This is a genomic window from Pseudonocardia sp. NPDC046786 (assembly GCF_040645415.1).
GTDB lineage: Bacteria > Actinomycetota > Actinomycetes > Mycobacteriales > Pseudonocardiaceae > Pseudonocardia > Pseudonocardia kongjuensis.
The window spans coordinates 37352-64171 of sequence record NZ_JBEYYF010000022.1; the positions used below are offsets into that span (position 1 = coordinate 37352).

Annotated in this window: 23 protein-coding genes and 2 pseudogenes; 8 read left to right on the forward strand and 17 right to left on the reverse strand. The window is 75.2% G+C overall.

Features of this window, described 5'->3' with window-relative positions:
- The first annotated feature begins 19 nt into the window (after positions 1-19).
- The gene (locus tag ABZ881_RS23615; RefSeq protein ID WP_358487697.1) at positions 20-685 is read left to right on the forward strand and encodes a GntR family transcriptional regulator; all 666 of its coding nucleotides are present in this window, start codon (positions 20-22) and stop codon (positions 683-685) included.
- A gap of 21 nt (positions 686-706) precedes the next feature.
- Here ABZ881_RS23615 and ABZ881_RS23620 read toward each other — a convergent pair whose 3' ends face one another.
- The 7 genes from ABZ881_RS23620 to ABZ881_RS23650 form a co-directional block, all read right to left on the reverse strand.
- Positions 707-3178, reverse strand: a complete 2472-nt coding sequence (locus ABZ881_RS23620) for an FAD-dependent oxidoreductase (RefSeq protein ID WP_358487698.1) — start codon at positions 3176-3178, stop codon at positions 707-709.
- Positions 3175-3741: a sarcosine oxidase subunit gamma family protein gene (locus tag ABZ881_RS23625; RefSeq protein WP_358487699.1), complete on the reverse strand. Its 567-nt coding sequence runs from the start codon at positions 3739-3741 to the stop codon at positions 3175-3177. Before ABZ881_RS23625 ends, ABZ881_RS23620 begins: the two co-directional genes overlap by 4 nt.
- Positions 3731-6580: a 2Fe-2S iron-sulfur cluster-binding protein gene (locus ABZ881_RS23630; RefSeq protein WP_358487701.1), complete on the reverse strand. Its 2850-nt coding sequence runs from the start codon at positions 6578-6580 to the stop codon at positions 3731-3733. The genes ABZ881_RS23625 and ABZ881_RS23630 overlap by 11 nt, the downstream gene beginning before the upstream one ends.
- A complete protein-coding gene (locus ABZ881_RS23635; protein ID WP_358487702.1) occupies positions 6577-6867 on the reverse strand; it encodes a sarcosine oxidase subunit delta in 291 nt (96 codons plus the stop codon). The genes ABZ881_RS23630 and ABZ881_RS23635 overlap by 4 nt, the downstream gene beginning before the upstream one ends.
- Before the next feature lie 29 nt (positions 6868-6896).
- The gene (locus tag ABZ881_RS23640) at positions 6897-8126 is read right to left on the reverse strand and encodes a sarcosine oxidase subunit beta family protein (RefSeq protein WP_358487703.1); all 1230 of its coding nucleotides are present in this window, start codon (positions 8124-8126) and stop codon (positions 6897-6899) included.
- Between the two features lie 82 nt (positions 8127-8208).
- Entirely contained in the window at positions 8209-9396 is a 1188-nt protein-coding gene (locus ABZ881_RS23645) for an FAD-dependent oxidoreductase (protein WP_358487704.1), read from the reverse strand.
- On the reverse strand, positions 9396-9782 hold the full coding sequence (locus ABZ881_RS23650) for a bifunctional 3-phenylpropionate/cinnamic acid dioxygenase ferredoxin subunit (RefSeq protein ID WP_358487780.1): 387 nt from the start codon (positions 9780-9782) through the stop codon (positions 9396-9398). The genes ABZ881_RS23645 and ABZ881_RS23650 overlap by 1 nt, the downstream gene beginning before the upstream one ends.
- Before the next feature lie 225 nt (positions 9783-10007).
- Between ABZ881_RS23650 and ABZ881_RS23655 the strand changes: the two genes are divergently transcribed.
- Complete coding sequence (locus ABZ881_RS23655) at positions 10008-10916, forward strand: ANTAR domain-containing protein (RefSeq protein ID WP_358487706.1); 909 nt, start codon at positions 10008-10010, stop codon at positions 10914-10916.
- Between the two features lie 15 nt (positions 10917-10931).
- Here ABZ881_RS23655 and ABZ881_RS23660 read toward each other — a convergent pair.
- The 7 genes and pseudogenes from ABZ881_RS23660 to ABZ881_RS23690 all read right to left on the reverse strand — a co-directional run bounded on the left by ABZ881_RS23660 (position 10932) and on the right by ABZ881_RS23690 (position 15578).
- A pseudogene (locus tag ABZ881_RS23660) lies at positions 10932-11413 on the reverse strand (L-histidine N(alpha)-methyltransferase).
- 4 nt (positions 11414-11417) lie between these two features.
- Positions 11418-11594, reverse strand: a pseudogene (locus ABZ881_RS23665) (L-histidine N(alpha)-methyltransferase); the annotation flags it as partial.
- Between the two features lie 10 nt (positions 11595-11604).
- Positions 11605-12636 carry an iron-containing redox enzyme family protein gene (locus ABZ881_RS23670; protein ID WP_358487707.1) on the reverse strand — a complete coding sequence of 344 codons (1032 nt, stop codon included), beginning with the start codon at positions 12634-12636 and terminating at the stop codon, positions 11605-11607.
- Positions 12633-12836 carry a CDGSH iron-sulfur domain-containing protein gene (locus ABZ881_RS23675; RefSeq protein WP_344025813.1) on the reverse strand — a complete coding sequence of 68 codons (204 nt, stop codon included), beginning with the start codon at positions 12834-12836 and terminating at the stop codon, positions 12633-12635. The genes ABZ881_RS23670 and ABZ881_RS23675 overlap by 4 nt, the downstream gene beginning before the upstream one ends.
- A complete protein-coding gene (locus tag ABZ881_RS23680) occupies positions 12826-13602 on the reverse strand; it encodes a HemK2/MTQ2 family protein methyltransferase (protein ID WP_358487709.1) in 777 nt (258 codons plus the stop codon). Before ABZ881_RS23680 ends, ABZ881_RS23675 begins: the two co-directional genes overlap by 11 nt.
- A 146-nt stretch (positions 13603-13748) precedes the next feature.
- Positions 13749-14507, reverse strand: coding sequence for a class II aldolase/adducin family protein (locus ABZ881_RS23685; RefSeq protein ID WP_358487710.1), 759 nt, complete (start codon positions 14505-14507; stop codon positions 13749-13751).
- A gap of 63 nt (positions 14508-14570) precedes the next feature.
- Positions 14571-15578 (reverse strand): 2-dehydropantoate 2-reductase N-terminal domain-containing protein, encoded by a 1008-nt coding sequence (locus tag ABZ881_RS23690; protein ID WP_358487711.1) that lies wholly within the window; start codon positions 15576-15578, stop codon positions 14571-14573.
- An 826-nt stretch (positions 15579-16404) separates the two neighbouring features.
- On the opposite strand from ABZ881_RS23690, the gene ABZ881_RS23695 reads away from it, so the two are divergent.
- The 5 genes from ABZ881_RS23695 (at position 16405) to ABZ881_RS23715 (ending at position 22925) form a co-directional block, all read left to right on the forward strand.
- Positions 16405-17415, forward strand: coding sequence for an ABC transporter permease (locus ABZ881_RS23695; protein WP_358487712.1), 1011 nt, complete (start codon positions 16405-16407; stop codon positions 17413-17415).
- A complete protein-coding gene (locus tag ABZ881_RS23700) occupies positions 17412-18269 on the forward strand; it encodes an ABC transporter permease (protein WP_358487714.1) in 858 nt (285 codons plus the stop codon). The genes ABZ881_RS23695 and ABZ881_RS23700 overlap by 4 nt, the downstream gene beginning before the upstream one ends.
- Positions 18266-19978, forward strand: coding sequence for an ABC transporter ATP-binding protein (locus tag ABZ881_RS23705; protein WP_358487715.1), 1713 nt, complete (start codon positions 18266-18268; stop codon positions 19976-19978). The genes ABZ881_RS23700 and ABZ881_RS23705 overlap by 4 nt, the downstream gene beginning before the upstream one ends.
- 80 nt (positions 19979-20058) lie before the next feature.
- Positions 20059-21567, forward strand: coding sequence for an ABC transporter substrate-binding protein (locus tag ABZ881_RS23710; protein WP_358487716.1), 1509 nt, complete (start codon positions 20059-20061; stop codon positions 21565-21567).
- A 23-nt stretch (positions 21568-21590) separates the two neighbouring features.
- A complete protein-coding gene (locus ABZ881_RS23715; RefSeq protein WP_358487718.1) occupies positions 21591-22925 on the forward strand; it encodes an NtaA/DmoA family FMN-dependent monooxygenase in 1335 nt (444 codons plus the stop codon).
- Between the two features lie 32 nt (positions 22926-22957).
- On the opposite strand, the gene ABZ881_RS23720 is transcribed toward ABZ881_RS23715, so the two are convergent.
- Complete coding sequence (locus ABZ881_RS23720; RefSeq protein WP_358487720.1) at positions 22958-23908, reverse strand: zinc-binding dehydrogenase; 951 nt, start codon at positions 23906-23908, stop codon at positions 22958-22960.
- Positions 23909-24140: 232 nt separating this feature from the next.
- Here ABZ881_RS23720 and ABZ881_RS23725 point away from each other — a divergent pair, with 232 nt between their 5' ends.
- Positions 24141-24884, forward strand: coding sequence for a MerR family transcriptional regulator (locus ABZ881_RS23725; RefSeq protein WP_358487721.1), 744 nt, complete (start codon positions 24141-24143; stop codon positions 24882-24884).
- 10 nt (positions 24885-24894) lie between these two features.
- On the opposite strand, the gene ABZ881_RS23730 is transcribed toward ABZ881_RS23725, so the two are convergent.
- Both ABZ881_RS23730 and ABZ881_RS23735 read right to left on the reverse strand, forming a co-directional pair.
- Entirely contained in the window at positions 24895-26187 is a 1293-nt protein-coding gene (locus ABZ881_RS23730; RefSeq protein ID WP_358487722.1) for an acyl-CoA dehydrogenase family protein, read from the reverse strand.
- Between the two features lie 66 nt (positions 26188-26253).
- The gene (locus tag ABZ881_RS23735) at positions 26254-26703 is read right to left on the reverse strand and encodes an Rrf2 family transcriptional regulator (RefSeq protein WP_344025857.1); all 450 of its coding nucleotides are present in this window, start codon (positions 26701-26703) and stop codon (positions 26254-26256) included.
- Between the last annotated feature and the right edge of the window lie 117 nt (positions 26704-26820).

Genomic DNA, 26820 nt, shown 5'->3' on the forward strand with positions numbered 1-26820 from the left:
TGGGTCTACGATCCGGTGCGTGACCGTGCTGCCCGACGTCGACGAGCCGGACTACGCCTCGCTGGCCGACCGCGCCTACGCCGTGATCCGCGACCGGCTGATCATGCTGGACATCCCGCCGCTGGCCCCGATCGACGACAGCGCGCTCGCCCGGTCCCTGGAGGTCGGGCGCACCCCGGTACGGGAGGCGCTCAAGCGGCTGGAGACCGACCGCCTGGTGCACTCCTACCCGCGCCGCGGTACGTTCGCGACCGGCGTCGACATCACCGATCTCGCCTACATCTCCGAGATCCGGGTGCAGCTCGAACCGCTGGCCGCGCGGCGGGCCGCCGGGTACGCCGGGCCCGCGGTGCTCGACGGGCTGCGGGAGACCGCCGACCGGCTGGAGCGGATCGACGTCCGGTCGCTGGACCGGGACGCACTGATGCGCTGGGACCTGCACGTGCACCGGCTGGTGTACCGGGCCGCGGGGAACCCACACCTGGAGGACACCCTGATCCGGTACGACAACCTGGCGACCCGGATCTTCTGCCTGTTCCTGGACCGGATGACGCACTTCGACCGGCACGTCGGCGAGCACGTGGCGCTGCTGCGGGCGGTCGCCGGGGGCCACGCCGACGAGGCGGAGCGGCTGGCGCGCGAGCACGTCGTGGGCTTCGAGCAGGCGGTGCGGGCCGTCGTGTGAATCCCCGTGTGAGCGGCATCCTCACCGCCGGATCCGGGTCATCCCCGGGTCGAGCAGCGGCTCCGCCGCCACCGTCGCCGCGATCGTCCGGTCGAACCAGCGGATCCCGACCGGGCTCCCGACCGGCAGCCCGGCGGGCAGCCAGGCGTAGGCGACCGGGAAGCCGAGGGTGTGCGCGAACGCCGCCGAGGTGACGTACCCGGCGGGTTCGCCGTCGACGAGCACCGGCTCTTGGCCGAGCACGACGCTGCACCCGTCGTCGACGGTCAGGCAGGTCAGCCGCCGGGTGACGGTGTCGTCGCCGACGCCGGCCAGCGCGTCCCGGCCGACGAAGGCGGTCTCCTTGCTGCGCACGGCGAACCCGAGCCCGGCCTGGTACGGGTCGTGCTCGCTGGTCATGTCGGTGCCCCAGGACCGGTAGCCCTTCTCCAGCCGCAGCGAGTTGAACGCGGCCCGCCCGGCGGCGACGGCGCCGAGCGGGCGGCCGGCGTCGAACAGCACGTCCCACAGCTTCCGCCCGTACTCGGCGCCGGTGTAGATCTCCCAGCCGAGCTCGCCGACGTAGGACAGCCGCATCACGGTCACCGGGATCCCGGCGATATGCGCGGACCGCGCCCGGAAGAACTTCAGGCCATCGTGCGAGAGGTCGTCGCCGGTCAGCGGCTGCACCAGGTCGCGGGCCAGCGGCCCCCAGACCCCGATGCAGCAGGTGCCGCCGGTGATGTCGCGGACGCTCACCCCGGCCTCCCCGGCCGCGGCCCGGCGCAGCCGGTCGACGTCGAGATTGCCGTTCGCGCCGACCTGGAAGTGCTCGTCGCCGAGCCGGGCGACGGTGAGGTCGCTGCGGATGCCGCCGGCGTCGTCGAGCATCAGGGTGTAGGTGACCGAGCCGACGGAGCGGTCCATCGGGCCGGTGGTGAGCCGGTCCAGGAACGCGCAGGCACCCGGCCCGGCGACCTCGATCCGGGTCAGCGGCGTCATGTCGTACAGCCCGGCCGCGGTGCGGGTGCGCCACGCCTCCACCGCGACGACCGGCGAGTGGAACATCGCCGACCAGGCGTCCCGCTCCGGGGCCCGCCAGTCGGGCGGCAGCTCGGGCAGCAGCGCGGCGTTCGCCTCGTACCAGTGCGGGCGCTCCCAGCCGTGCGCCGGCAGGAAGAACGCGCCCAGCTCGCGCTGCCGGTCGTGGAACGGGCTGGTCCGCAGGTCCCGCGGCGACGTCCGGGGCTCCAGCGGGTGCAGCACGTCGTAGATCTCGACGAAGTTGCGCTGCGCGGTCTCCTCGACGAACGGGTCGGTCGTCTCCACCTCGTCGAACCGGTGCACGTCGCAGCCGTGCAGATCCAGCTCGCTGCGCCCGTCGACGAGCAGCTGCGCGACCGCCCTGGCGACGCCTGCCGAGTGCGTCACCCACACCGCCTCGGCGATCCAGAACCCGGCGACGTCGGCCGACCCGCCGATCAGCGGGCCGCCGTCGGGGGTGAAGGAGAAGACGCCGTTGAACCCGTACTCGACCTTCGTCGAGCGCAGCGCGGGCAGCAGCTCGCGGCTGTCCTCCCACGGCCCGGCGAAGTCCTCCTCGGTGAAGGGCAGCATCGAGGGCTGCACGCTCTCCGAGGTGCCGCCGGTCTCCGGCAGCTCGGACAGCGACACCGGCATCGGGCGGTGCGCGTAGGAGCCGATCCCGATCCGGTCGTCGTGCTCGCGGAAGTAGAGATCGGCGTCCTGGTGGCGCAGGATCGGCAGCCGGGCCTCGGTCCCCGGGCCGTTGCGCCCCACCAGCGCCTCGACCCGACCGGAGCGGGCGTACTGGTGGGCCAGCGGCAGCAGCGGCACCCGCATCCCGGCGAGCCGCCCGAGCTCGCGGCCCCAGAACCCGGCGCAGCAGACGACGACGTCGGCCGGGATGTCGCCTCGGTCGGTCCGCACGCCGGTGACCCGGCCACCGGCCTGCGCGATCCCGGTGACCAGGGTGGAGCCGTGGAACACCGCGCCGCGGGCCCGGGCCCGGGCGGTCAGCGCGACGACGGCGCGGGTGGCGCTCGCCAGCCCGTCGGTGGGGGTGTGCAGGCCGCCGAGCAGCTGCCCGGGATCGAGCAGCGGGTGCAGCCGGGCGCACTCCGCCGGATCGACGACGGCGGCGGGCACCCCGCGCGCGGTCGCCCAGCCGTGCCTGCGGTGCAGGTCGGCGAGCCGCTGCGGGGTGGTCGCGACCTCCAGGCCGCCGACCTGGTTGAAGCACCAGTCCCCGGCAGCGGTGGCCGGTGTGCCCAGCTCCTTGAGCTTCTCGACGGTGTAAGTGGCGAACGCGGTCATGGTGCGCGAGGCGTTGGTCTGGAAGACCAGCCCGGGCGCGTGCGAGGTGGAGCCGCCGGTCAGCGGCAGCGGGCCGCGGTCGACGACGGTGACGTCGGTCCAGCCGCGCAGGGTCAGCTCGTCGGCCAGGTTCGCTCCTACGATCCCGGCTCCGATGATGACGACACGAGGGTTCATGGGGTGCTCTCCTGATCGGTCCGGAACTCCTGGGCCGCGTCGAGCAGCCAGGCGGTGAGGTGCCCGGCGAACGACGGGCGGACGTGCACGAGCAGGTCGTCGCCGGGCCGGAGCACGACGAGCAGCACCGGAGCGTGCGCGATCGTGGTCTGCGCGCACCGCCCGGCGCCGAAGACCGAGGGATGGGTGTCCAGTGCGCAGCCCAGCGCCAGCAGCTCGCGGGTGAGCGGGCCGCGCACCCGCAGCGCGGTCCACTGCCCGGACACGTCGGTCGCGGCGCCGTGCGGGCCGAGCGCCGCGCGCAGCGCGGCCTCCGCGGGGCCGCCGCTGATCAGCCACTCGTCCGGGCCGAGCCAGACGATCCGGCCGTCGGCGGTCGCGATCCAGGTGTTCGGCCGGGCCGGTGGGGCGGCGCCGAGCAGCGCGGCGACGGCGTCCGCGGCCGGGCCGAGCGGGTCCAGGCGCAGGTTCGTGAGGCGCCCGGGGGGTGCGGCGGTGACCGCGAGAGCACCGTCTCCTCCCGCGGTCAGAACCGGGTGGCCGGTTGCCGGGTCAGCCGTCACGGCGGGCTCCTTCGGGATCGACGAGGACGGGAGCGGTGATCCGGGCCGGGACGAGCGAGCCGCCGCACGGCACGTGCACGACGTCGCCGATCCGGTCCCGCCCGCCGGCGAGCAGCGCCAGCGCGAACGGCCGGCCCAGCTCGGCGCTGCGGTAGCTGGAGGTGACGTGCCCGAGCATCGGCACCGGCGGCGGGGGCAGCACGCCGTCGGCCCGGAACTCGACGATCTGCGAGCCCTCCGGCAGCCGGGTCGCCGCGTCGGTCGGCAGCAGCCCGACCAGCTGCCTGCGCAGCGGATCGAGGTTGGCGGCCCGGCTGAAGGAGCGCTTCCCGACGAAGTCGGCCTTCGTCGCCGACACCGCCCAGCCGAGCCCGAGATCGTGCGGCGAGACGGTGCCGTCGGTGTCCTGGCCGATGATCGGGTAGCCCTTCTCGGCGCGCAGCACGTGCATCGTCTCGGTGCCGTACGGGGTGATCCCGTAGCGGGCGCCGGCGGCGACCAGGCGCTCCCACACCGCGAGCGCGTGCCGGGCGTCGACGTTCACCTCGTAGGCCAGCTCGCCGGAGAACGAGATCCGGGCCAGCCGGACCGGCACCCCGTCGAGCGCGGTGTCCCGCCAGGTCATGAACCCGAACGCGGCCGGCGAGACGTCGCAGCAGGTGTCGCCGCAGCCGGCGAACACGTCCGCAATCAGGTCCGCCGAGCGCGGCCCGGCGACCGGGAACACCGCCCAGTGGTCGGTGACCGAGGTCAGCCACACCCGCAGCTCCGGCCAGTCGGTCTGCAGCCGGTCCTCCAGGTCGGCCAGCACCGGCGCGGCGTTGCCGGTGGTGGTGGTGAGCAGGAACCGGTGCTCGTCGAGCCGGGCGACCGTGCCGTCGTCGACCACCATCCCGTCGTCGCCGCACATCACGCCGTAGCGCACCCGGCCGATCCGCAGCGTGGACATCATGTTCGTGTAGACGCGGTCCAGCAGCACCCCGGCGTCCGGGCCCTGCACGTCGATCGTGCCCAGGGTGGAGCCGTCCATGATGCCGACACCGGAGCGGACGGCGGCGCACTCGCGCAGCACGGCCGCCTCCATGTCCTCGCCGGGCCGCGGATAGTGGCGGGGCCGCCGCCACTGCCCGACGTCCTCGAACACCGCGCCGTGCGCGACGTGCCAGGGGTGCACCGGGGTGGTGCGGACCGGGTCGTAGAGCTCGCCGCGTTCCCGGCCCGCGAGCGCGGCGAACGCGACCGGTGTGTACGGCGGCCGGGAGCCGGTGACGCCGATCTCCGCGACCGGACGGCCGAGCAGCTCCGCGGTGATCCCGGCGGCGACCGTGCCGCAGGTGCGGCCCTGGTCGTGCCCGGTGCCGATGGTCGTGTACCGCTTGACGTGCTCGATCGAGCGCAGCCCGGCGCCGATCGCGCGCGCGATGTCGGCAACCGTCGCGTCCCGGGCGAGATCGGCGAACTGCCGGGCCGGGTCGCCCGGGGTCCGCCAGAGCAGCAGTGGCGGGGTGCGGGGCGGTCCGGGATCGGTGCGGGGCGCGGCCGCCGGGTCTCCCCCGGCCGCCGCGGCGCCGTCGGCCAGGCAGCCGGCCAGGTCCGGGACGCCGTTCGCGGCACCGATCACCTCGGTCCCGGCGGACGGCTGCGCGGGCCGGAACGCGCCGAGCGCCGGATCGAAGGCGGGCGGGGTGCGCACCTGGCCGACCAGCTGGGTCGCCGGTGTCCAGCCGCCGGAGACCAGCAGCAGGTCGCACGGGAGGTCCTCGGTCCCGGAGCCGGAGCTGCCAGGGCCGTCCGCCTCCCCGGCCGGCCGCACCCGGGCGGCGGCGACCGAGCCGTCCGGGCCGGCCGCGGTGTCGACGACGACCGTCCCGGTGCGCACCGTCACCCCGGCGGCCCGGCAGTCCGCGATCCGTTGCGGCGGGCCCTCCGGCCGGGCGTCGAGCAGGGTGACCCGGGCCCCGGCCGCGGCGAGATCGGCGGCCGCGGCGTAGGCGTCGTCGCCGGTGGTGAACACGACGATCTCCCGGCCGGCGAGCACGCCGTAGCGGTGCAGGTACTCCCGGGCGGCGGCGGCCAGCATGACGCCCGGCCGGTCGTTGTTCGCGAACACCACCGGGCGCTCGTGCGCACCGGTCGCGATCACCACCCGGCCGGCCCGGATGCGGTGCACCCGCTGCCGTGACCGGTGCCGCGGGGCGTCCGGGCCGAGATGGTCGGTCCGGCGCTCGCAGGCCAGCACGAAGCCGTCGTCGTAGTGGCCGAAGGCGGTGGTCCGCTGCAGGTGCAGCACCTCGGGGTTCCCGGCGAGCTCGGCGAGCACCGCGTCGACGAACTCCGGCGCGGGCCGCCCGTCGATCCGGTCGGCCGGGGTCAGCGAGCCGCCCGCGGCGGGGCGGTCGTCGACCAGCACCACCCGGTCGCCGCGGCGGGCGGCGGTCCGCGCGGCGAGCAGCCCGGCCGGGCCTGCGCCGACGACGAGCGTGTCGCAGTGCGCGTGCCGGTGGTCGTAGCGGTGGGTGTCGGGGACGGCGGCGAGCCGGCCGCGGCCGCGCAGGCTGCGGGCGACCAGCCCGTCGTAGAGCTCGACGGCGGCGGCCTGCAGCATCGGCTCCGGGAACGGCTCCTCGATCTGGACGAGCCCGGCCGGGTCGTCGGTCCAGGCGGTGACGATGCCGCGCGGCCGGCCGAGGTTCACGCTGGAACCGAGCACCCGGACGCCGTGGGCGAGCAGCGCCGAGGCGAGGGTGTCGCCGGGGTGCCCGGTGCGGGTGACGCCGTCGACGGTGAAGCTGAGCGTGCGGCCGCGGTCGATCCGGCCGTGGCCGGGCACCCGGGTCATGTCCGGGCCCCGGGCAGCTCGGGGCGCGGTGCGCCCGCCGGGTACACGGCGAGGAAGCGGTAGGTGACGGTGTCGCGGACCGCGTTGAACCAGCGGCGGCAGCCCGCGGTGTGGTTCCAGCGCTCGGCGACCGGGCCTTTCGGGTTGTCCCGGAAGAACACGAAGTGCGCCCACTGCTCGTCGGTGAGCGCGGCCGGGTCGGCCGGGTAGGCGACGTGCGCCGGGCCGCCGTGGTGGAACTCGACCTCCTCGCGGGGGCCGCACCAGGGGCAGTCGATGAGTTGCACGATCGGGCTCCTTGTCTCCGGTGCGGTGCTCAGTGCGCCACGGCGGCGGCGCCGTGCTCGTCGACCAACGCGCCGGTCACGAACCGGTCCGGGCCGAACGGGGCGATGTAGGGGTGCGGCTCGTCGTGCGCGATCAGATGCGCCAGGCACCAGCCCAGGCCGGGGGTCGCCTTGAACCCGCCGGTCCCCCAGCCGCAGTTGAGGTAGAGGTTCGTGAACGGGGTGCGGCCGACGATCGGCGACGCGTCCGGCGTGGTGTCGACGATCCCGGCCCAGGTGCGCAGCAGGTGCGCCCGCGCGAACACCGGGAACAGCTCGACCGCGGCGGCCATCTGGCGTTCGATGACGTGGAACGCGCCGCGCTGCCCGTACCCGGTGTAGGAGTCGATCCCGGCTCCCATCACCAGCTCGCCCTTGTGCGCCTGGGACACGTAGACGTGCACCGCGTTGGACATGACGACCGTCGGGTGCACCGGCTCCAGCAGCTCCGAGACCAGCGCCTGCAGCGGGTGCGACTGCAGCGGGGCGCGGATCCCGAGCCGGTCGAGCAGCGTCGAGGTGTGCCCGGCGGCGCACAGCGCGACCCGGCCGCAGCCGATGTCGCCGCGGGTGGTGCGGATCCCGGTGACGGTGTCGCCGTCGGTGTCGAAGCCGGTGACCTCGCAGTCCTGGATCAGGTCGACGCCCGCCTCGTCGATCCGCCGGGCGAACCCCCACGCGACGTAGTCGTGCTTGGCGATGCCGGCGCGCGGCTGGTGGGTCGCGCCGAGCACCGGGTACCGGATGTCGCCGGAGACGTTGAGGATCGGGCAGAGCTTGGCGACGTCGTCCGGTTCGAGCCACTCGGCATCGATCCCGTTGAGCCGGTTGGCCTCCACCCGGCGCACCGAGTCGCGCACGTCCTGCTCGGTGTGCGCGAGGTTCAGCACGCCGCGCTGGGAGAACAGGATCGGGTAGCCGAGATCGTCCTCCAGCCCCTCCCAGAGCTGCAGCGCGTGCTCGTAGATCGCGGCGGAGGCGTCCCAGAGGTAGTTGGACCGGATGAGCGTGGTGTTGCGGGCCATGTTCCCGCCCGCCAGCCAGCCCCGCTCCAGGACGGCGACGCTGGTGATGCCGTGGTTGCGCACCAGGTAGTGGGCGGTGGCCAGGCCGTGCCCGCCGCCGCCGACGATCACGACGTCGTAGTGCCGCTTCGGTTCCGGGTTGCGCCAGAGGACGTCGGGGTGCTCGGGGAGCCCCACCGGCTCGGGAGTGCTCATGCGTCACCTCAGATATCTGATCTTGCAGACTGATATATCAATTGTCGGCAGCGTGGCAGGCGTGGGTTCCGGGGTCAACGGGCTACCCGCGCGCGGCCAGCCGCCTGCGCCAGCCGCCGAACGGGCGCGGCCGGTCGATCCCGAGCACCCCGACCGGCTCCCCCGCGGCGTCATCGAACACGGCGACGAACCCGCCGGGGCCGTCCGGCTCACCCTCGACCAGCCGGACCCGGCCGTCCGGCGCGCGGTGTCCGGCGAACTGGATCCGGCTGCCGTACTGGTCGGACCAGAAGTACGGCACGGTGTGGTGCGCGGGGAGCGCGTGCTCGGTGCCGAGCAGCGCGGCCACCGCGACCGTGGGCTGCTGCAGCGCGTTGGTCCAGTGCTCGAGCCGGAGCAGGCCGCCGGTGTAGTCCCGGTGCGAGTTGGCGCAGTCGCCGACCGCGACCACCCCCGGCAGGCCGGTCATCCCCCGCGCGTCGGTGACGACGCCGTCGGCGAGGGTGAGCCCGGAACCGGCCAGCCACTCGGTGTTCGGCACCGCGCCGATCCCGGCGAGCACGACGTCCGCGGGCAGCTCGCGGCCGTCGGCCAGCCGGACACCGGTCACCCGGGGCGAGCCGAGCAGCCGCTCGACGCCCACCCCCCGGTGCAGGCGCACCCCGTTCGCCTCGTGCAGGCGCCCGCAGACCTCGCCCATCTCGGCGCCGAGCGCGCGCTGCAACGGCACCGCGGCCAGCTCGACGACGTCGACCCCGATCCCGAGCCCGGCCGCGGTCGAGGCGACCTCGGCGCCGACGAACCCGGCGCCGATCACCACCAGCCGCCGGGCGGTCGCCAGGTCGGCCCGCAGCGCGCGGGCGTCGTCGAGCGTGCGCAGCGTGTGCACACCGCCCGGGACCGGCCCGGGCAGCGGGCGGGCCCGGGCACCGGTGGCCAGCACCACCGCGTCGGCGGCCAGCTCGGTGCCGTCGTCGAGGGCGACGACCCGGCCCGGGCCGTCGAACCCGATCGCGGTGCAGCCGAGCCGCCACTGCACGCCGAGCGCCGCGTCGTCCGGGCCGGTGAGCTCCAGATCCTCGTCGGGCACGGTGCCCGCGAGATAGCCCTTGGACAGCGGCGGGCGGTCGTACGGGGTGTGCCGCTCCGCCCCGACGACGGTGACCGGGCCCGCGAAGCCCTGCGCGCGCAGGGCCCGCACCGCGGCCAGGCCGGCGAGCGAGGCGCCGACCACGGTGACCGAGCGGATCGGCCCGACCGGGCCCGGCATCAGCTCGCGACCTCGTCGATGTAGTGGCCGGCCTCGGCGTAGTGGCCGGCCTCGGAGGGCCGGACGGACTGGGCGGTCACGACCGGCGCGGACTCGCGGACGTAGACCCGGCCGTCGTCGACCAGCACCGTGTGCGTGCGCACCGGGGTCTTGGCCGGCGGACCGCTGGGCCGGCCGGTCCGCAGGTCGAAGCAGGCGGCGTGCAGCGGGCACTCGACCGCGCACCCCTCCAGCCAGCCGTCGGAGAGCGACGCGTCCTGGTGGGTGCAGGTGTCGTCGATCGCGAACAGCTCCCCGTCGACGTTGAACACGGCGATCGGGACCTCGCCGTGGATCCGAACGGACTCCCCGACCGGGATGTCGGACAGCTCGCCCACGAAGATCATTGTTACCTCCACGTTGCGCATCGCGGAACCCGCTATGTATTACGCAACCGTAGGATGGGGGCGCGACGGGCACGCGTCAACGATGGATTTCGCCACACACCGAACCGGGCCGATCGCGTTCCGGATGGACAGGCAGCGCACGGGTTGTACGGTGAACGACAAGGTCGGTGATACCTCGAGTCCGCGCCCCGGACGCACCGCCGTCCGCAGCCCGAGGTGAGTCGGATGCGTCAGCCGGACCACGACCAGATCGTGGCGGCCCTGCGGACCGCGAGCCGCTTCGTCGCCGGCGCCGACGGGACCCGCACCGGCCGCGCCTCGCTCGCCTGCCTCCTCGACTCGGCGGTCGGCACGATCGCCGGGGCCACCGCGGGCGGGATCGCCCGGATCGAACCGGACGGCGTGCTGCGCACCACGCACGCCACCAGCGACGACGTGCGCCTCCTCGACCGGGTGCAGGCCGACCTGGCGGAGGGGCCGTCGCTCACCGTCGCCGACGATCCGCCGCCCACCGGGATCGTCCTCGCCGACGACCTCGGCGGCCGGGACGCCCGCCGGTGGCCGCGCTTCGCACCGGCCGCGGTGCGGTCGGGGTACCGCTCGATGATGTCGGTCCGGCTCTCGCTCGACCGCGGGCGGCGCGGGGTGCTCGCCCTCTGCTCGCCGGCGCCCGGGGTGTTCGGGGCCGGGGCCCGGCTGGCCGCCGGGCTGTTCGGGCTGCAGGCGGCGATGCTGCTGCACGAGCCCGGACCGGTTCCCGGGCCGCGCGCCGGGGCCGGGCGGCCGCCCGGCCCCGCGGGCGTCGAGCGGGCCACCGGGATCGTGATGGAGCGCTACACCCTCGACGAGGACGATGCCGCCCGGTGGCTGCGCCGCGCCGCCGGGCAGGACGGGATGACGGTGCCGGAGTTCGCCGCCGTCCTGGTCGACGAGGCCGGGTCGCACGCCCGGATCGGCGACTCGATCCGGGACACCCTGGAGGCGCTCACCGCCCGCTTCCCGGACCCCGGCGCCGACTCCGACACCGGTCCCGGCACCGGTGACGAGCCGGCCGCGGCAGGCCGCCGCGACGCGCCGCCGCGGCGCTGGCTGCGGCTGGTGCGCACCGAGCCGGACGACGAGCGGCCGGTCTGACCGGCGGGGCCGGGATCAGCGCCGGAACAGGAGGACGCCGTAGCCCTGCTCGTCGTCGGCCCACTCGGCCTCGGCGCGCAGGCCGTGCCGCTCGACGTCCCGGCGGAAGCGGTCGCGGTCGAACTTGGCGGAGAACCCGACGTCGATCCCCTCGCCGCGGCGCAGGTCCAGCGACAGGACCAGGTCGGGGAGCGCGACGCGCCGGTCCCGGCGCGCCCACAGCCGGCCCTCGACGACCTCGTCGTGCGGGTCGTAGTGGGCGAGCGCGTGGAAGTCGGCCAGGTCGACCCGGCCGCCGAAGCGCCGGCCGAGATGCGCGAGATGTTGAGCCGGAACTCGGCGAACGCGGTGTGCCCGGGCGGGTCGTTGTAGCAGGTCTCGAACACCGGGCCGGGCTTGAGCAGGTCGGCCGAGACGGCGAACGCGTCGCCGGGGCGCAGCGCGGCGGCGATCCGGGCGAGCAGCGCCGACCGCTCGTCCGGGGTGGTGTTGCCGATGTTGGCGCAGCAGGTCCCACTCGACGCGGGTCAGGTAGTACGTCGGCAGCTCGATGATCCGCTCGAACAGCTCAGCGCCGCGCTCGTCGTAGCCGAACCAGGGCGGGATCCGCGGGACCGGCTCGGTGAGGCAGGCCCGCAGCCCGTCGACGTCGTCCCAGAACGCGGGGCCGGACTCCAGCTCGACGACGCTACCGCGCCGCCCCGTCCGGCAGCACCGCGCGCAGGCTGGTCCGGCCCGCCGACCAGTGCCGCAGCAGCAGCTCGCCGAGCCGGTCGCCGAGGAACCCGGCCGCCCGGATCCCGAACACCACGTCCGTGGCGAGCGCGGGCTCGGCGGCCAGCAGCGGGGCGAGGACGCCGCGCCGGACGACCTGCTCGTGCACCGCGTCGGCCTCCACGTGCTCGTCGTAGAACCGGATCGCCTCCGCGCCGCAGCCGAGCCGGCGCATCCCGCGGACCAGCCGTTCGGACCCGGGCGACGAGGTCAGCTCCACCAGCGCGAACTGGCCGACGAGCGCGCCGCGCAGGCTGCGCCGCAGACCGCACAGCGTCATGAAGTTGACCTCGGCGAGGGTCTCGGCGGGCACCGCGTCGACGTAGTGGCCGTACTCGGCCGACAGACCGAGCTCGCGCATCATGTCCGCGAACAGGACCGCGTGCATGCGGGCCGGATCGCCCGCGCCGTATTCGTCGTGCTCGACGGTGACCAGCCCGGCCTTGGCGGCGTCCGGCAGCCGCGGGATCACCCAGGCCTGCGGATCGGCCTCCTTGAGGTGGTACACCGAGCGGTGCGCGACGTACTCGCGCAGCTGCCACAGCTCCCCGGTGCGGTGCAGGTGGTGCGAGACCCCGGTCTCCGCGGCCGGGCCGACCGGCTCGACGAGCAGCGCCTCGACGGTGCCGGCGACGTCGTCGCCGGGCGGGACGTCGGCGCGCAGCGCGGCCAGGAACCGGTCCTCCAGCGCGACCCGCAGGGTCAGCAGCCGCGGGTCCCACTCCCGGTCGTCGTCGACGCCGTCGAAGCCGCGATAGTGCAGCTCGTAGCAGCAATGCAGGGCGATCTGCAGGTCGTCGCCGTACGGGTCGGCGGTCGCCTGGTCCGCCCCGCCGGGCGCCGGTTCCCCGCCGCGCAGCAGCTCCAGCACCGTCGCGGACAGCGGGCCGCGGGCGGCCGGCAGCGGCGCGAGACCGGTGCGCGGGGCCGGATGCCGGACCGTCATGTCCGCTCCCCCTCCCGGACCCGGGTGCGGTGGCTGGTGTCACAGAACGGGGGCCGCCGGGTGCGGCGGCAGGTGCAGACCGCCGTCACCGGGCGGTCGGACCGGATCCGGCGCCCGTCGGCGGTCTCGATCTCGACCGGGCCGTGCACCAGGACGGGGCCGTCGTCGGTCAGGGTCATCCGGGTGGGCTCAGCAGGCACGGCTCGCCTCGATCACGACCAGCTCCTCGTCGACGGCGCCCGGCTCGGCCAGCCCGCGCGCCTCGTGCAGCGCGGCCCGGGCCCGCATCACCGGGCCGAGCGGGATCCGGACCCGCTCGACGACCCGGGCGGTCAGCCCGTGCCCGGCGAGCCGCTCCAGCGTACGGTCCGCGCCGCAGGCCCCGCCGTGCACGAGCAGCAGCAGGCCGCCGGGGACGAGATGCTCGGCGGCACCGTCGCAGATCCGGTCGACCAGCAGCCTGCCGTCGCGGCCGCCGTCCCAGCTGCGGGAGCTGCGGTGCCGGGCGAGCCGGTCGGTCGCCGAGGGCACGTACGGCGGGTTCGCGGTGATCAGGCCGAACCGCCGCCCGCGGACCGGCGCGAACAGGTCACCGTGGTGCACGCGCACCCGTGCCGGGTGCAGCCGGGCCCGGTGCAGCCGCACCCCGTGCAGCCGGGCGTTCAGCCGGGCGACCCCGACCGCACGCCGGGACAGGTCGACGGCGGTCACCGACCGGGCACCGGAGCCGGCCGCGGCGAGCGCCGCGGCGCCGGTACCGGTCCCGAGATCGAGCACGTCCCGGCCGCGGGCCGCGGCGCGGCCGATGATCGCGCCGGCCAGCACCCCGGTGTCGGACTGCGGGCGGTAGACCCCGGGCGCGCTCACCAGGAACGGTTCAGCAGGGTTCGGGGCAGCAGGAGTCGGGTCGGCCGGGATCTGGTCGGCCGGGATCGGGGTCGCCGGGGCGGCGGCGATATCGGACACGGGCGGCCTTCCGTCGGACGGGTGGGTCCGCCGGTCGCGGCCCGGTGGGCGGCGTACCCGGCCACCGGTGACTCATCCGCCGTGTGACGACACCCACGCCGGCCCGGTACCGGGCCGGTACCGAGGCCGGGCCGGACGGGGCCCGCTCAGCCGAGCAGGTCGGGCTCGTCGTGCAGGACCTGGCGCAGGTGCGGCTCGAAGTGCTGCTCGGCCAGCTCCGGCGTCAGCGTCCACTTCGGGAGCAGCGACGCCTCGATCGGCTCGCCGTGCCCGGCCGCGGCGAGCTGCAGCGCCGCGGCGGCGGCCCGCTCGGCGGCGATGAAGTAGAACGCCGCCTCCGGCAGCGACCGGCCGACGGTGATGAAGCCGTGCCCGCGCTGGATCAGCACCCGCGCGGTCGGGCCGAGCGAGTCGGCGGTGGTCGCCCGGCCCTCCCCGGTCCGGCCGAAGTCCTCGTGCACCGCCTGCAGGCCGTGCAGCAGGGCGGCGTCGGTGGTCAGCGGATCGAGCACCCGCGGCGACGACGACCAGGTGAACCCGGCCGGCGAGTGCACGTGCACCACGGCGACCGCGTCCGCGCGGGCGGAGTGCAGCACGTGCTGGCTCGCGAACCCGGAGACGACAGCGCCGGGCGGGCCGGCGACGATCGCCCCGGACGCGTCCACCAGGAGCAGGTCCGAGACCCGGACCCGGCCGAACGGGAGCTGCCACGGGTTGGCCCAGAACAGGTCGTCCGAGCCGGGATCGCGGACGGTGAGGTGGCCGTTGAAGCCGAACTCGTACCCGAGCCGGGCGAACAGCCGCAGCGTCGCGGCCAGTGCGACCTTGCGGTCCCGGCGGTCGGCCTCGACCGGGTCGAGCGCGGACGTGGATGTGGATGTGGTGGGTTCGAGTACGGCGGTCACGGTTTCCTCCGATGTGGACGGACGGGCTGGTGGGGCGGGTCGGGTGCTGGGCGGGCCCGGGCTTCAGACGGCGGCCGGGGCGTCCAGCCCGGGCAGCAGTGCGCGCAGGTCGGCGTCGGGCAGCGAGCCCGCGGGGGTCCGCTCGCGGACGGCCCGTTGCAGGCGGGCGGTCACGGCGGCGTTGTGCGGCGCCGGGACGCCGTGCAGCCGGGCGAGCAGGGTGATCTCGCCGTTGAGGAAGTCGGTCTCCGGGGACACCCCGCGGGCGAGGCTCTGCCAGGTCGACCGGCCGCCGGTGGGACGGCCCGGTATCGGGGCGGGAGCGAACCGGGTCAGGTCCAGTGTGGTCTCGGCCCGCAGGTCCGCCGGGTCGACGCCGGCGGCCCGGTAGACCTCGCGGGCCTCGTCCCGCAGCGCGGCGGCCGCGGCGTCCCGGAGCGGGCCGGGGGCGTAGAGCGCGTCGAGCGCGTTGCCGAGGATCGGCAGCAGCTTGCCCGCCTTCCAGCGGGCGATGTCCTGGACCGGCTCGACGAGATGGCGGGCGGAGCGCAGCTCGTCGCCCACCGCGGCCAGCCGCGGGTCCCCGCCGGCCGGGTACCGGCCGATCCACAGCACCCCGACGGCGGGCGCGGCGGGCACCGCGACCTCGCCGGGCGTCACGAACTCCGATGGCGACCAGGAGACCGCCGCCCACACGGTCGCGAACCGGCGCAGCGCCGCCCGCTCGGTGTCCAGGCCGTTCTGCAGGGTGATCACCGGCAGCACCTCGGCGGCAGCCCGGTCGCCGACCGGTTGCCACCCCCACTGGGCGAGCGCGGACTCGGCGTCCTGGGTCTTGGTGGCGAGCACCAGCACGTCGTCGGGGGTGAGCTCGATCCCGGCGGGGCCGTCGACCGTCGGCACCGGCACCCGCAGCTCGCCGTCCGGGCGGACGTAGCGCAGGCCGTCGCGGCGCAGGATCGCGCCGTGCTCGCCGCGCGCCACCAGCACCACCGGGACGCCGGCGAGGTGCAGCTCGGCGGCCAGGGTCGCCCCGACGGCGCCCGCGCCGATCACCACGTAGCGGCTCATCGGCCGGCCCGCCGGTGTGCGACGGGTGCGGCGGGACGTGCGGGTTCGGTGTGCATGCGGAGAGGTCCTTCCGGGACGGCGGCGGCTCCCGGGCGACCGCGGACGGACCGGCGGAGCGCGGGCGCGAGCACAGGGGCGACGGGATGGGGCGAGAGGGCCGGGTGGGGACGGCCGTCGGGGCGGCACCGCTGGGTGGTGCTGCTGGGACGGTGCCGTGGGGACGGTGCCGTGGGGACGGCGGCGGGCCGGTCAGCGGACCGGACAGGCCGCCGAGTGCACCGTGCCGTGGTCGACGACCCGACGGCGGACGAGCCGCGGCTCCGCGACGGCGACGGGACGGGGCCCGGCCGGTCGGACGGAGCGGATGCGCGGCATGGCACCGAGCCAAGCCGATCCGGGCGGCCCCTGTCCAACGACGAATCGCCATCGGGATCGATCACCGATCCGGATCGATGATGATGCCGATCCGTCGTTGGACAGCGAACGCGCTGCTCAGCACACTGGTCCTGTGCCGACATCACCCGGATCCGTGACGCCCCAGCGCGGGGCGTGGTCCGGCGAGCGCGGCGTCCTCACCCGTCGCAGGGTGATCGACCACGGCACGGTGAACTCGGCCAGCTGTCTCGGCCGCTGAGTCCCGCCTCCCGCCGACACCGACGCCCGGCATCCCGGGCCCCGTGACGCCGCGATCGCGCCGTCGCCGGATCCGCACGTCCGCGTGACACCCCCGACGCTCCGCCCCGCTGCGGGTCGTGCCCGCCCGCACGCCCGCGGTCCGCCGCCGGTCGAGCGTCGGGCGGTCGCGCGCTCACCCCGAGGAACCGCCATGACCGCCGTCCTGTCCCCCTCCGGACCACCGGGCCCCCCGGCCGGTGCCCCGCCCGATCCCGTCCGGCCGGCCCGGCCGCGCTGGCCGCTGTCCGCCCGCTACGTGCTCAGCAGGCTGCTCAACGCCGTGCTCGCCGTCTGGGCCGTGCTGACCATCGTGTTCTTCGCGATGCACCTGACCGGCAACCCGGCGAGCCTGCTGCTGCCGATCGACGCGAGCGAGGAGGAGATCACCCGGCTCACCGCGGCGCTCGGGTTCGCCGATCCGCTCCCCGAGCAGTACCTGCGCTTCCTCGGCCAGGTGCTCACCGGCGAGTTCCCCGACTCGATCCGCTACGGCGGCGACCCGGTCGCGCTGGTGCTCGAACGGCTGCCCGCCACCCTGCTCCTCGGCACCTGGGGAATGATCATCGGGGCGTCGCTCGGGCTGGCGGCGGGCGCCGTCGCGGTGTTCGGCCGCAACCGGCGGCTGCGCCGGGTGCCGGTCAGCGTGCTCACCGCGCTGGAGGCGGTGCCCAGCTTCTTCCTCGGCATCGTGCTGATCGCCGTGTTCGGCATCGTGCTGTCGGTGCTGCCGCTGCGCGGCGCCGGGACGCCCGCGCACCTGGTCCTGCCCGCCCTCGTCATCGGGCTGGCGCTCGCCGCGCCGGTCGCCCGGGTGTTCCGCACCTCGCTGCAGGAGGGCACCGGCGCCGAGCACGTCCGGCTCGCGGAGGCGAAGGGCATCGGGCGGGCCCGGGTCGTGCTGCGGCACATCGTGGTCAACGCGCTCGCCCCGGTCCTCAACGTGCTCGGTGTGCAGGCCGGCGTGGTGCTCGGCGGCGCCGTCGTCACCGAGGCGGTGTTCGGCTGGCCGGGCGTCGGCCAGCTCGCGACCAGCGCCATCGACAGCCGGGACTTCCCGGTCGTGCTCGCCTGCGTCGCCCTGATCGCCATCGGATTCGTGCTGGTCAACCTGCTCGTCGACCTGGCGGCCGCGATCCTCGACCCGCGCGGGGGCCGTCGATGAGCGCCCTCGCCGTGACCCCCCGGCGCCGGGCCGGGCGCACCGGATCGCTGGTCGCCGGGGTGTTCCTCGGCGCCGTCGTGCTGGCCGTCGTGTTCGCCGGTGTGCTGTTCCCCGGCGGCTACGACGCGCAGGACCTCACCCGCCGGTTGGCCGAGCCCACCTGGTTCGGCCCGCTGCCGCTGGGCACCGACGAGCTGGGCCGCGACATGCTCGCCCGGGTGCTGTACGGCGGCCGGCCCGCGCTCGGCATCTCCGCCGTCGCCGCCGTCCTCGCGACGGTCCTGGGCACCGCCGCCGCGCTCGGCGCCACCCTCGGCGGACGACCGTGGGACGGGCTCATCGGCCGGGTCGCCGACGTCCAGCTGGCCGTCCCGACCATCCTGATCGCGCTGGTCGTGCTGTCCTTCTCCGGCTCCGGCACGATCCCGCTGATCGGCGTGCTGACCGTCGGCAGCTGGGTGCTGACCTTCCGGATCCTGCGCGCCCAGCTGGCGACCGTCGTCGCGCTGCCCTACATCGAGGCGGCGCGGCTGGCCGGGGCACAGGGGCCCACCCTGCTGCGCAGGCACGTGCTGCCGGCCGCCGCGCCGCTGCTCGTCGTCGCGCTGACCCTGAACTTCTCCACCGCGCTGGTCCTGGAGTCGAGCCTGGGCTATCTCGGGCTCGGCATCGCGCCGCCGCGGCCGGACTGGGGGCAGATCGTCGCCTCCGGGCAGGCCCAGCTCGCCGGGGCCTGGTGGATCTCGCTGGTGCCCGGCGCGTTCCTGGTCGCGACCGTCGTCAGCATCCAGATCGTCGGCGACCGGATCGCCGACCTGCTCACCCTCCCCGGCTCCCAGGACGGCACCCGATGACCCTCTCCCGTCCCCTCCCCGCCGGCCCCGGCACTGCGCCCGGGCCCGGGCCCGGGCCCGATCCGGACGCCGGTCCGCCGCTGGTCTCGGTGCGCGGGCTGCGGATCGCCACCACCGGCGGGACCCCGCTCGTGCACGGCGTCGATCTCGATCTCGTCGCCGGCGCGACCGTCGGCATCGTCGGCGAGTCCGGCTCCGGGAAGACGCTCACCGCGATGGCCGTGGCCGGCCTGCTGCCGCGCGGCGTCGCCGTCACCGGCGGGCGGATCGCCGTCGACGGCCGCGACGTCACCGTCCGCTCCCCCGCCGAGCGCCGTGCGCTGCTGCGCGACACCTTCGGCGTGGTCTTCCAGAACCCGGCGGTCTCGCTGAACCCGCGGCTGACGATCGGCCGGCAGCTGCGCGAGGCGCTGCCCGACGCCGACCGGCGCAGCCGCGCACGGGCTTGGCGCCGCTCGCTGGAGCTGCTCGAGCACGTCGGTGTCCCGCGCGCCGCGCAGCGGCTGCGGGCCTACCCGCACGAGCTGTCCGGCGGCCTCAACCAGCGGGTGGTTATCGCCACCGCGATCGCCCGCGATCCGCGGGTGCTGGTCGCCGACGAGGCCACCACCGCACTCGACGTCAGCGTCCAGCAGCAGGTGCTGGACCTGCTCGACCGGCTGCGCGACGAGCTGCGGCTCGGCGTGCTGCTGGTCAGCCACGACATCGGGGTGATCGCCGACCGGGCCGGGCAGGTCGTCGTCATGCAGGACGGCGCGGTCGTCGAACGGGGCGGCACCGGCGCGGTGCTGGACCGCCCGCGGGAGGGCTACACCCGGCGGCTGCTGGCCGCGGTCCCGCGGCTCGACGTCCCGTCGCCCGCCGGTCCGCCCGCCGACGCACCGGTGCTGCTGGCCGGCCGCGGCCTGGTCCGCGACTTCCCGGTCGCCGGCCGGCGCGGCACCCGGTTGCGCGCCGTCGACCACGTCGACATCACGCTGCGGGCCGGCCAGGCGCTCGGCGTGGTCGGCGAGTCCGGATCGGGCAAGACGACACTGGCCCGCATCCTGGTCGGGATCGATCCCGGGCACGGCGGCACCCTGACCGCGTTCGGCGGGCCGGTCACCGGGCGGGTCCCGGCGCGCCGGCGGCTGCTGCGCCGCGTGCAGTACGTGTTCCAGGATCCCTACGCCGCGCTCGACCCGCGGCAGACGGTCGCCGAGAGCATCGCCGAGCCGATCGAGCTGGCCGGTACCCGGGACCAGCGCGATCGCGTGCCCGGCCGGGTCGCCGAACTGCTCGACGACGTGCAGCTGGCCCGCGACCTGGGCGGCCGGCGCCCGCACGAGCTGTCCGGCGGGCAGCGGCAGCGGGTGGTCATCGCCCGGGCGCTCGCCCTGGAACCGGACGTGCTGATCGCCGACGAACCGGTCTCCGCGCTGGACCTGTCGGTGCAGGCCGGGGTCCTCGACCTGCTCGCCCGGCTGCGCGCCGAACGCGATCTCACCTATCTCGTCATCTCGCACGATCTCGCCGTCGTGCGCGGGCTCTGCACCGACGTCCTCGTGCTGCACGACGGCGTCGAGATCGAGCAGGGCCCGACCGACGACGTCTTCACGGCGCCGGCCGCCGGCTACACCCGCCGGCTCCTCGACGCCGTCCCCGGCCGCTCCCGGCAGGGCTCCCCGCCCGAGCTCCACCCCGCCATCCCCCGGAAGGACAACCCGTGATCCCCCGCCCCGTCCCCCGATCTCCCCGGACCCCCCGGTCCCCCGGATCCCGCCGCACGTTCCGCACCGTCGCCGCCGCCGTGCTCGCGGCGACCTCGCTCGCGCTCACCGCCTGCGGGGCGGTCACCTCCGGCACGTCGACCGGCGCCGAGGAGGACTCGTCGCTGGTCATCGGGATCTCCCGCAAGCTCACCTCGATCGACCCGGCCCAGGGCGGGTCGATCGACGGCGACGCCACCCTCGCCAGGGCGATCTACTCCGGTCTCACCTACTACGATCCCGAGCTGGAGCTGCGCGGCGAGCTCGCCGAGAGCTGGACCCAGGACGACGACACGCACTGGACGTTCGTCCTGCGCGACGGCGTCACCTGGTCCGACGGCAGCCCGTTCACCGCCGAGCAGGTCGTCTGGAACTTCCAGCGGTTCCTCGACCCGGAGTCCACCCTCGGCAACGCGGCCGCGACCCGGGCGATCATCAGCGGGGTCACCGCGCCGGACGAGGGCACCGTCGTCATCGAGACGAACGGTCCGTTCATCGACCTGCCGGACCGGCTCGCGCACTTCTTCCTGGTCAACCCGGACTTCGTGCAGGCGCACCCGGACGAGCTGGTCGCCCTGGGCACCGGGCCCTACGTGCTGGAGTCGGTCGACCTGGAGAACGGTGCGGTGCTGACCCGCAACCCCGGCTACTTCGGTGAGGCACCGGAGTGGGAGCGCGTCGAGTACCGGGTGCTGGAGACCGAGGCAGCCCGCGTGCAGGCCGCCCAGGCCGAGGAGATCGACGTCGCGATCCAGTACGAGCCGACCAGCCTGGAGCTGTTCGCGGGCAGCGACGTCTACGACACCGGCAACCAGTGGTCCAGCTGGAACAACACGCTGCGGATCAACGAGAACGTCGCCCCGCTCGACGACGTCCGGGTCCGGCAGGCGCTGAACTACGCGATCGACAAGGAGGCGCTGATCCGCGACGTCGTCGGTGCCGACGTCGAGCCGCTCGCCGGGCAGGTGCTGTCAGCGCCGTACGACCGGATCAATCCCGACCTGGCGGCCTACCCCTACGATCCGGAGCGGGCCCGGCAGTTGCTCGCCGAGGCCGGGCACGCCGACGGCGTGACGATCGAGCTCGGCCTGTCCACCGGCAGCTACGTCGCCCAGGACCCGGTGTCCCAGGCGATCGCCCGCCAGCTCGGCGAGGTCGGGATCACCGTCGAGATCACCAACCAGTCGTTCCCGAACTGGGTGGAGCGCACCCGCAGCGCGGAGGACGCCCCGGCGCTCTACTACATCGGCTACACCGCCGGGTACCGCGCGCCCGCCGAGCGGCTGCGGATCTACATCTCGGGCAACGGCCAGAGCCACTACGCCGAGCCGGACGCCGTCTACGACGACCTGGTCACCCAGGTGACCGCGGCGACCACCCCCGAGCAACAGCAGGAGCTGGTGAACCGGGCGACCGCGCACTACCGGGAGCAGGCGCACGCCGTCTTCCTGTGGCCGCAGCCGCTCACCTACGTCGTCCGCAAGGACCTGGAGTGGACCCCGCGCCCCGAGCACTGGCTGGTGCCGCAGGAGTTCCGGTCCCGGTCCTGACCCGAGCGAGAGGCGGAGCCATCATGACCAGTCCCGGAGACGATCGCGTCGCACGCGGCGAGCAGCTGGTGCTCGCCACCCTGATCGGCGGCGTCGGGAACCACGCCGGCGCCTGGCGCCGGCCGAACAGCCGGGTCGAGGAGAAGTACGACCTGCGGCTGTTCGCCGATCTCGTCGGCCGCGCCGAGGCCGCGAAGCTGCACGCGGTGTTCCTCGCCGACGGGCTGCGGCTGGAGACCGACACCCTGCGCAGCCAGCCCTTCGCCGGGCTCGAACCGGTCACCCTGCTCAGCGCCCTGGCCGCGGTGACCAGCCGGATCGGGCTGATCGGCAGCATCTCGACGACGTTCTCCGAGCCCTACACCGTCGCCCGCCAGCTGGCCTCGCTCGACCACATCTCGAACGGCCGGGCCGGCTGGAACCTGGTGACCTCGGCCTGGGGCGAGGAGAACTACGGGCGCGCGCTGCCCCCGCACGACGAACGCTACGAGCGGGGCGCCGAGTTCGCCGAGGTGCTGTTCGCGCTGTTCGACAGCTGGGACGCCGACGCGATCACCCTCGACCGGGCCACCGGGGTCTACGCCGACCCGGCGAAGGTCCGGACGATCGACCACGTCGGGAAGCACTTCGACGTGCGCGGCCCGCTCAACGTGGCCCGCCCGCCGCAGGACCGCCCGGTCGTCGCGCAGGCCGGGTCGTCGGAGATCGGGCAGGACGTCGCCGCCCGGTTCGCCGACGTCGTGTTCACCACCGGCCGCACCACCGACGAGGCCGGCGTGCGGTTCTACCGGTCGCTCAAGGAACGGGTGGCCGCCACCGGCCGCGACCCCGGATCGGTGAAGATCCTGCCCGGGATCTCGCCGATCATCGGGCACACCGAGACCGAGGCGAAGGCCGTCGAGAAGGAGCTCAACGGCTTCATCGACCTGGTCTCCGGGCGGGCGAAGCTGTCCCGCCAGCTGGCGGGCGTCGAGCTCGACGATCTGGAGCTCGACGAGCCGGTCCCGCTGGAGCGGCTGCCCCGGGAGTCCGAGGTGCAGGGGCGGCGGTCCCGGTTCGGGGTCTACCGGGCACTCGTCGAGGACGGCTGGACGCTGCGCAGGCTCATCCAGTGGGAGGTCGCCTCGGCCGGGCACCACGTCCCGGTCGGATCGTCCGAGCAGATCGCGGACCTGCTGCTGCGCCGGTTCGAGGCGGGGGCGGCCGACGGGTTCGTGCTGCTGCCGTCCTACGTCCCGGAGGGGTTCACGCTGCTCACCGACGAGGTGGTGCCGATCCTGCAGGAGCGCGGGGCGTTCCAGACCGAGTACGCGCACGGGACGCTGCGCGGGAACCTGGGGATCGGGCCGGTGGCCTGACCGGTCGCGGGCGCCGGCTCCGGCGCCCGCGATCAGCCCAGCTCGACGACCGCCTTGCCGTGCAGCGTCCGGCCCAGCAGCGCCGCCACCGCCTCCCCGGCGTCGTCCAGCCCGCCCCGCCAGGCCGGCTCGGCGTCCAGCGCCCCGGACCCGATCTGTTCGGCCAGCCAGCTGAGGTCGGGCCCGACGTCGCCGGTGGCACCGAGGAAGAACGTGACGAGCGAGCGGTCGTGCCCGCCGTCGTTGCCGAACAGGTCGCCGAAGGCGAACGACTCCCCCTCCCCCGACGAGTGCCCGACCGCGACCAGCGTCCCGTGCTCGCGCAACGCCCGGAACGCCTCGACCAGCACCCGGCCGCCGACCTGGTCGACGACCCCGTCCACCGGCGCGGACAGCGCGCCGGGGCCGGCCGCCACCTCGGCGGCGCCGAGTGCGCGCAGCGCGTCGCCGTGCGCGGCCGGGTCCGACGTCGTCGCGACGACGTGCGCACCGGCGCAACCCGCCAGCTGGACGGCGAACCGGCCGACGCCGCCGGACGCGCCGGTCACCAGCACCCGGCGCCCGAGCAGCGGACCGATCCGGCGCAGCGCCCGCAGCGCGGTGAGCCCCGCGACCGGCAGCGTGCTCGCCGCACCGAGGTCCACACCGGGCGGCACGGTGCCCAGCAACGCGGCCGGAACCGCGCGCAGCTCGGCGACCGCCCCGACCGGCCCGAAGGTGACGACCGGTGTGCCCACCGGCGGGCCGGAGCCGTCCGCGGCGGCCTGCTGCACGATCCCGGCCGCGTCCGAACCCAGCACCGTCCCCTCCGGCGGGGGCCCGAAGCCGGCCGGGACCGCGCCCGCGGCGAGGGCGACCTCGCCGAAGTTGAGCGACGCGGCCCGCACCCGGACCAGCACCTCCCCCGGGCCGGGAACCGGATCGGCGGTCTCCCCGACCCGCAGACCGGTCCCGGCGGAGCGGTCGAACAGCAACGCGCGCATGCGCTCCCCCTCCTCGTGGCCGGGCAGGTGCGCCCGGCCTCCGGCCAGCGCACACCCGGCCGTCGCGGCACGGTCAACCCCGGGCCGGCGCGACCTGCACCACACAACGGAATCAGCCCCGGTCAGCACGGCTTCACACCTGGTGACGGGCCGGGGTTGTCCGGTCCGTACCGCAACGGCACCATCCCGGGGCGGAACCGCAGGGCGCGGAAGCCCGGGAGAGGTGGGGGTCATGGCCTGGAGCACGCGTGAGATCGCCGAGCTCGCCGGCACCAGCCTGCGGGCGGTGCGGCACTACCACGAGGTGGGCCTGCTGGCGGAACCCGAGCGCCGCTCCAACGGCTACAAGCAGTACGGGGTCGCCCACCTGGTGCGGGTGCTGCGGATCAAGCGGCTCACCGATCTCGGCTTCTCACTCGCCCAGATCGCCGCGATGGGCGACGCCGACGATCATCCCGAGGAGGCGCTGCGCACCCTCGACGCGGAGCTGTCCGAGACGATCGAGCGGCTGCAGCGGATCCGGGCCGAGCTCGGCGTGATCATGCGCGACGGCACCCCGACCGACCTGCCGTCCGACTTCGCCCCGGCGACCGCGCAGGCGGAGCTGTCCGACACCGACCGGTCGCTGATCGTCGTGATGACCCGGGTGCTGGGCCCGCAGAGCCTGCAGGCATACGCGGAGCTGCTGCGCGACCTGCCGCCGGACCCGAACGCGGGCGCCTTCGAGAACCTGCCCGAGGACGCCGACGACCGGACCCGCCAGGAGCTCGCCGAGCGGATGCTGCCCTACGTCCGCGAGATGCACGCGGCGCACCCGTCGCTGGCGACGATGCGCGAGGACTCGCCGCGCGGGAAGGGCTTCGCCCGGCGGACCATGGGGGCCGCGATGCGCGACCTCTACAACCCTGCCCAGCTCGACGTCATGGGGCGGCTCGGGACACTGCTGCGGGAGGAGCCGGCGAACGACCGGGACTGACGGGAGCCGGTCACCCCGTCCCCCATCCCTCCATCGACCGGGAGAAGGCGAGGTACTCGTCGTCGACGAAGGTGTCCGGCCCGAACCCCCGGTCGGTCATCACCCCCCACGCCCGCCGGCGCTGCATGCCCAGGTTCCCGGCGTCGTAGAGGGAGAACACGGCCGCCTCCCGGTAGTACCGGGCCAGCGGGAACCTCCGGTCGAGCGCGTTCACCCCGACCAGCCGCATGCAGTCGGTGACGACGCCCTGCATCGACTCGGTGCAGTAGGTCTTGTTCATCCCGCCGAGCGCCTGGCCCTGCCCGGGGTGCCGGTCCAGGTAGTGCGCGGCCTTCCAGGCGAAGTAGCGGGCGGCCTCGATCCGGGCGGCGATGTCGGCCAGCAGGTGACCGACGGCCTGGTGCCGGATGATCGGGACGGTGCCACCGCCGGTGTAGGTCCGGGCCCAGTCCAGGGCGAACTCGTACGCCCCGCGGGCCAGGCCGACGGCGGCGATCGCCGCGATCGGGCCGGACCAGGTGAAGTTCCGGTTGACGAGCAGGTCGCCCTCGCCGACGGCGAGCACGTTCTCCTCCGGGACCCGGGCGCCGCGGAAGGTCATCGTGACGTTCTGGCAGGTGCGGTGCGCCATCGTGTCGATCACCTCGTGCTCGACGCCGTCGGTGCCGCGCTCGACCAGGATCGCGCTGAGCGCCCCGGTGCCGCCCGCGTCGCGGTCGGTCCGGACGACGCACAGGGTGACGTCGGCGCCGCGCAGGTCCCAGCCGCCGGCGTTGCACGGCCAGTGCTTCTCGCCGTACAGCACGTACTCGCCGTTGGCCCGGTCGTGGTCGGCGACCACCTGGATGCCGCCGCGCGGGCTGGGATGGTCGAAGTTGGCCGTCCCGCCGCGCTCGCTCACCGCGAACCCGGCGAGGAAGTCGACGTTGTCGCGGTCGGTCGCCCGGCGCAGCCAGCGGTCGCGCTGGGTCTCGGTGCCCGACCACAGGATCGGCATCAGGGCGAGGCCGTTGACCAGCAGCACGGTCGGGAAGCCGGGATCGACCGCGCACAGCTCCTCGACGACGAGCAGGAAGTCCACCGTGGACGCACCCCCGCCGCCGTACTCCCGGGGCAGGAACATCGTGCTCAGCCCGGATGCGACGGCCTGCTCGTAGACCGGCTTGATGAGGCGGAACGCCTCCTGCGGGTCCGGGTGGGCGTCAGCCCGCTCGGCCGCCGGACGCAGCACCTCGCGGGCGAACTCGCGCGCCGCGTACTTGAGCGTCCGCTGCTCGGGCGTCAGCTCGAAGTCGACAGCCATCCGTGTGCCCTCCTGCCGAGCCGAACAGAGCCGAACAGGGCCGGGCCGGACGCCGGCGGGTGGCGCTCAGCTGCCGGTGGCGCCCTGGATCATGCCGAGGGCACCGCGTAGTCCCTGGTCGTTGACGGCGACGTCCTCGATGGTCGAGGCGTCGAGCACCTCGAAGTAGGCGTCCAGCGCCTGGGCGAACACGCTGCGCGCGCCGCAGACACCGGCGATCCGACAGTAGCGGGCCGGCCCCAGGCACTCGACGACCGCGAAGTCGTTCTCCATCGTGCGCATCACTTCGCCGACGGTGATGGTGGCCGGATCGCGCACCAGGCGCACCCCGCCGCCGCGGCCGCGGCTGGTCTCCACCAGCCCGGCGCCGGCGAGCCGCTGGACGACCTTGTCCAGGTGGTTGCGCGACACCCGGTGCGCGGCCGAGATCTCGCCGACCGAGCCGCGCCGTCCCGGCGCCACCCGCAGGTAGAGCAGGACGCGCAGCGCGTAGTCCGCATGGCTGGTGTGCCTCATCGTGGCGCCGCTCCCGTCGCTGCACTGGCGCCTCGAACGGTACCTGTTGCCCGCCGCGGAACCCGGCCGACACCGCCACCGGCCCCGCGGGACCGGTGGCGGCGCGGACCGGGCGCG

What these genes read in the sequence shown, in the direction of transcription:
- ABZ881_RS23695 (WP_358487712.1), top strand. Translation starts at nt 16,405, where the DNA reads ATGACCGCCGTCCTGTCCCCCTCCGGACCACCGGGCCCCCCGGCCGGT.
- ABZ881_RS23690 (WP_358487711.1), bottom strand. Translation starts at nt 15,578, where the DNA reads ATGAGCCGCTACGTGGTGATCGGCGCGGGCGCCGTCGGGGCGACCCTG.
- ABZ881_RS23655 (WP_358487706.1), top strand. Translation starts at nt 10,008, where the DNA reads ATGCGTCAGCCGGACCACGACCAGATCGTGGCGGCCCTGCGGACCGCG.
- ABZ881_RS23725 (WP_358487721.1), top strand. Translation starts at nt 24,141, where the DNA reads ATGGCCTGGAGCACGCGTGAGATCGCCGAGCTCGCCGGCACCAGCCTG.
- ABZ881_RS23705 (WP_358487715.1), top strand. Translation starts at nt 18,266, where the DNA reads ATGACCCTCTCCCGTCCCCTCCCCGCCGGCCCCGGCACTGCGCCCGGG.
- ABZ881_RS23720 (WP_358487720.1), bottom strand. Translation starts at nt 23,908, where the DNA reads ATGCGCGCGTTGCTGTTCGACCGCTCCGCCGGGACCGGTCTGCGGGTC.
- ABZ881_RS23640 (WP_358487703.1), bottom strand. Translation starts at nt 8,126, where the DNA reads ATGAGCACTCCCGAGCCGGTGGGGCTCCCCGAGCACCCCGACGTCCTC.
- ABZ881_RS23620 (WP_358487698.1), bottom strand. Translation starts at nt 3,178, where the DNA reads ATGAACCCTCGTGTCGTCATCATCGGAGCCGGGATCGTAGGAGCGAAC.
- ABZ881_RS23700 (WP_358487714.1), top strand. Translation starts at nt 17,412, where the DNA reads ATGAGCGCCCTCGCCGTGACCCCCCGGCGCCGGGCCGGGCGCACCGGA.
- ABZ881_RS23630 (WP_358487701.1), bottom strand. Translation starts at nt 6,580, where the DNA reads ATGACCCGGGTGCCCGGCCACGGCCGGATCGACCGCGGCCGCACGCTC.
- ABZ881_RS23730 (WP_358487722.1), bottom strand. Translation starts at nt 26,187, where the DNA reads ATGGCTGTCGACTTCGAGCTGACGCCCGAGCAGCGGACGCTCAAGTAC.
- ABZ881_RS23650 (WP_358487780.1), bottom strand. Translation starts at nt 9,782, where the DNA reads ATGATCTTCGTGGGCGAGCTGTCCGACATCCCGGTCGGGGAGTCCGTT.
- ABZ881_RS23715 (WP_358487718.1), top strand. Translation starts at nt 21,591, where the DNA reads ATGACCAGTCCCGGAGACGATCGCGTCGCACGCGGCGAGCAGCTGGTG.
- ABZ881_RS23670 (WP_358487707.1), bottom strand. Translation starts at nt 12,636, where the DNA reads ATGACGGTCCGGCATCCGGCCCCGCGCACCGGTCTCGCGCCGCTGCCG.
- ABZ881_RS23645 (WP_358487704.1), bottom strand. Translation starts at nt 9,396, where the DNA reads ATGCCGGGCCCGGTCGGGCCGATCCGCTCGGTCACCGTGGTCGGCGCC.
- ABZ881_RS23735 (WP_344025857.1), bottom strand. Translation starts at nt 26,703, where the DNA reads ATGAGGCACACCAGCCATGCGGACTACGCGCTGCGCGTCCTGCTCTAC.